General features: G+C 52.2%; 4 protein-coding genes. All 4 read right to left on the bottom strand.

Annotation, left to right across the window (positions count from 1 at the left end):
• Positions 1-222: aminotransferase class IV (locus QCH34_RS07935; RefSeq protein WP_300332617.1), on the bottom strand; the 222-nt coding region annotated here is incomplete at its 3' end.
• Between the two features lie 29 nt (positions 223-251).
• Positions 252-1637, bottom strand: coding sequence for a Ni-sirohydrochlorin a,c-diamide synthase (gene cfbB, locus QCH34_RS07930; protein WP_300332615.1), 1386 nt, complete (start codon positions 1635-1637; stop codon positions 252-254).
• Positions 1622-2698, bottom strand: coding sequence for a Ni-sirohydrochlorin a,c-diamide reductive cyclase catalytic subunit (gene cfbD, locus QCH34_RS07925; RefSeq protein WP_300332613.1), 1077 nt, complete (start codon positions 2696-2698; stop codon positions 1622-1624). Before cfbD ends, cfbB begins: the two co-directional genes overlap by 16 nt.
• A 7-nt stretch (positions 2699-2705) precedes the next feature.
• Entirely contained in the window at positions 2706-3932 is a 1227-nt protein-coding gene (gene cfbE / locus QCH34_RS07920) for a coenzyme F430 synthase (RefSeq protein WP_300332611.1), read from the bottom strand.
• Positions 3933-4086 lie beyond the last annotated feature (154 nt).

Genomic DNA, 4086 nt, shown 5'->3' with positions numbered 1-4086 from the left:
GATGATAATTTCGGCAAATTCGTCTTTTGAGACAGGCACAGCCATATCGATCATTTTGGCAGAATCATACAGCCGGTCGATATGTTCCTTTAACCGGAATATCCGTCCATTATAGCTGCGTATCCCTTCAAAAACACCATCACCATAGAGGAAACCATGGTCAAAGACCGAAACCTTCGCCTCCCCTTCAGGAAAGAATTTTCCATCGATGTATATTTCCATGTAAGAGTATTGGAAAGAGGATCAATGTATTAGTTTTGCTTCGTACCTGATCCGAAGCAACACTCAAGAAATGTCCCAATCATATCAGCACTTGCAACAGGGTGGAGATGGGCATAGCTGCCAACCGAATTATTCACAAGAATTCCGTCATTTCCAGAAGTGATCCCCTTCCCGCGTGAAAGCCTGAATGCATACTGTTGATTGGAGTCCATCAGGATCTCACTATAATGGAACTCATGACCCCGAAATACCGCTCTTCCAAGGGGACCGGCAAGCGATTCTCCTTCAACGTATCCAAGCACCCGTCCTGAAGGAATCAGGGTTATTCCTGGAAAAACACCACACATCTCATGAGTGGATGATGTTTCCTGCTCCTGCCACCCTGCCTTTCTGGTGATCGATCTGGTGAGGTACATCAAACCGCCGCATTCCGCATAGAACGGGATGCCATTCTCCGAAGCACCCGCTATTGCATTCCGCATTCCGGTATTTTCTTCCAGTGCTTCAGTATAGAGTTCAGGATAGCCGCCGCCGATTATGTAGCCATCAGCACTGGGGAGGCGATCATGTATCGGAGAGAAGAAGACGGGGTCTGCTCCGCGTGCGCGGAGGAGATCAAAGAGATCCGCATAATAAAAGGTGAAGGCCTCATCATAGGCGATGCCAATCGTAAGATCCATTTCATTGTGTGGATGAAATGCCGGATGAGGGGTTCCGGGGTGGAGAGGTTCCTCTGCAATCTTCAGGAGGGCATCAATATCGATAAACTCCTCGATAACACGGGTAATTGTCAGGATTCGATCCTGAAATGCGCTGTCCTCACTCCCTTCCCGAAAGGGAACGAGGCCGAGGTGCCGCATTGCAAGCTCCATCTCCGGCATATTCGGGACTGCCCCGATGACAGGTATTCCGCAGAAGTGCTCGATTGCACCTTTGGCCTTCTCAAGGTGTCTTCCCCCCGACACATTGTTTAAGATCACACCTTTGATCCGCACATCCGGATCAAAGCTCTGAAATCCCCTGACAATCGCAGCGGCACTCCGGGTAATACTCTTTGCATTGATGACAAGGATTGTATTGACACCAAGCGTCTTTGCAATCGATGCCGTACTCCCGGTATCTCCAAGGACTTCAGATCCTTCATAGAGCCCCCGCACACCTTCAATGACGCCGATATCAGCACCTGCTGCGGCATGCGAGTAGATACCCCGGAGACCCTCTGCATCAAGGACATAGCTATCGAGATTTCTGCATGGCCGTCCGGTGACACCGGTCAGGTATGAGGGATCGATGTAATCCATCCCCACCTTGTAGGTCTGGACGGACATTCGTTTTGCGAGGATTGCGGAGATTGCAAGCGTGATACTCGTCTTTCCGCAACCCGAGCGGTCACCAGAGATCAGGAGGGTACGCATCTCATGCTCCTGAGCACCGCTCCAAATTCACTCTCCACAATTGAACGGACACCAAGGGTCTTTGGATGGAGATCGATCTCCACCAGTACATGCTGGTGGCCGAGTTCGCGCAGTGGCGCCACCTGCCGTGGTCCGTTGGTAATCGAGAAGACGGTGATTCCTTCAGTATATTCTGCCGGGACTGCATGGGGAACACCCACGATAAAGAGAAAGTCAGGCTTCTTCTCCCGGATCAGGCGACCCAGATCATCTCCAAGAGCTCCATATTCATCAAGAGAGCCGAGTATCGAGAGCGGGAGACCTCTTTTCTCTGCTTCAGTGCGGATCCGCTCTGCATCGCCCCTTACTTTAGGAAGACCGCGATCTTCGAGATTTGCATAATAGATGATATCCGCATCCGGTGCCGCTTCATGGAGCGCACAGAGTTCATCCATAAACATGTATGCCGTCTCCTTCTTGGCATTCATGATTGCCATCCCTTTCTTCCCACCGCATGCACAATCCAGGAGAGCCTGTGCGGCGATATGTTTCAGATCCCCACGCTCAGGCTCTATGTACTTCCGGGATGCCGCACCACGAAGCCGCTCAACTTCATTTGCCTTTGCGAGGAGATGGCGCTGCCGTGCCAGTTCATCTTCGCTGATCCAGCCCACCCTTGCAGCCGGTTCAAGGGCGGCGATTACCCCGTCGATATTCTCGGAAAAACCTGCATGGATATCTACTGAGATTGCCGGAGTGGTAATGCCCGAGGAGTCAATTGCAGCCTGCATATCCTCCCCGATGATCATCGAGACACAGGTCCCGATAACCGCGATTCTCCCAGGAGAGAATGTCTTCTCGGCATATCTGAGAACATCCTCAAGAAGCTGCTGCCCCCCGAAGATAAATTCGTTATCAGCAAGGGATGTGGTGATCACCCGGAGCCCGTCCTCTTCAAGGAGGCGGGCATGTTTGAACGAACACCCTGACGGACCATGGAGTATCGCGACATCGACTCCGAGATCACGGGCGGTATACAGGGCGGCTACAATGGAACTTGGGCGTGGCTGAATGTACTGCATAGTGGTTTTATCTCCATGTTTTTACTGCCAGAAGAAGGATTGTTCCCGGCGTGCGGGGTGCATGACGTCGTGCTTCTTCAAGTGAAGAGGCGACAGTGGCATCGGAATGGCAGGATACAATCCCGGCATCGGGATTCATGACTACAAGCGTTAGTATATCGGGATTGATATCCTTTATCGCTCGTTTGATATCGGATTCTGCAAAATTTTCACAGACCGCATGCTGATCCTGCCCTATGATAAGATGGAGCGGGGCGTCCGGCTGTATCCGGCGTGCATAGGCTGCTGCCTCAATGGTTGTGTCTGCCGTCGTCCCACTGTTTGAGGCATCAACGATCAGGCATCCATTCTCTCTCCCGGTCTGCATTCTGCCGGGAAGGGCTTCAAAAGAGGAGAGAGGTGAGGGATTAATTCCAAGAAGGCAGGCTGCAGCAGCGGCGGTCATCAGGGGTATACGGTATCCCCTCAGTAAGAGGAGCGGATGGTCGAAAGAGCCGCTTATCCCGTCATACTCATACTGAATCGAAGAGCCATCATATGAGACGATCTCTCCAACAGTATGCTGATCCGGATGGTGATCCAATGATATGCCATCGGGAAGAAGGACCCGCATGCACGTCTTTAATGATTCGCATTTTGCAGCAAGGGCTGATTTCTTCCCACCAGCGATTTTGTAATCATCTGCCGAGGTAAGTATCCCAAGATCTCCTCTCCCCGGAACACCAAGAGAACACTCACCTATCAGCCAGCCATGAATGGAATGAGCCAATCCGGCAGGGGCGATAAGACTGGCTGGAGTGATACTCGTTCGGCCAAGCATCTCTTGTTCGGGATAGCGAAGGGTTCCTCTTGAGGTATGCAGGATACCGGCGCCTGCCATCAGGTGGGCAAGTGCATAGGCTGTTGTCGTCTTTCCGACAGCTCCGGTGATCTCGATCAGAGGATCTGGCAGATCAGATCCGATCAGAATTCCTGCTGCCTGGTGGTGGGTGATCAACGGCATCCCTGCATGGAGCAGGGGGTACGCAGGATCAAGATGAACCGGGGCAATACAGCAGGAGTATGATGATGCCATTGCCTTTTCAGGAGTGATGCCTTCACTGCCCCGGTAAACATCCACAGAATCGACGGAATATCCCTGCTCGCGGAGGGCGGAGGCGATCACTCCTCCGCCATGAATAGTATCGAGCGCGAGCAGGCGCATAGATCGATCAGAGGTGATCGCGGATGGCATTCTCCGCATTCTTCAGCATCAGTTCGGCAAGGAGCGGGTCACCGCCGATCGGATCGGCATACACGAGTGGGAGATCTTTCCCGTTCAGCTTCACAACTCCTCTCTTCTTTCCTTCTTCAAGACCAAGGATACCCGGGATATCCTTGAGGATATG

This window comes from Methanocalculus sp. (assembly GCF_029762515.1).
Lineage (GTDB): Archaea > Halobacteriota > Methanomicrobia > Methanomicrobiales > Methanocorpusculaceae > Methanocalculus.
The sequence above is the reverse complement of the archived record's forward strand: the minus strand, read 5'-3'. Positions and strand labels throughout refer to the sequence as shown.

Excerpts from the sequence above, each read along its gene's own strand:
- cfbB (WP_300332615.1), bottom strand. The coding sequence starts at position 1,637 with ATGCGTACCCTCCTGATCTCTGGTGACCGCTCGGGTTGCGGAAAGACG.
- cfbD (WP_300332613.1), bottom strand. The coding sequence starts at position 2,698 with ATGCAGTACATTCAGCCACGCCCAAGTTCCATTGTAGCCGCCCTGTAT.
- cfbE (WP_300332611.1), bottom strand. The coding sequence starts at position 3,932 with ATGCCATCCGCGATCACCTCTGATCGATCTATGCGCCTGCTCGCGCTC.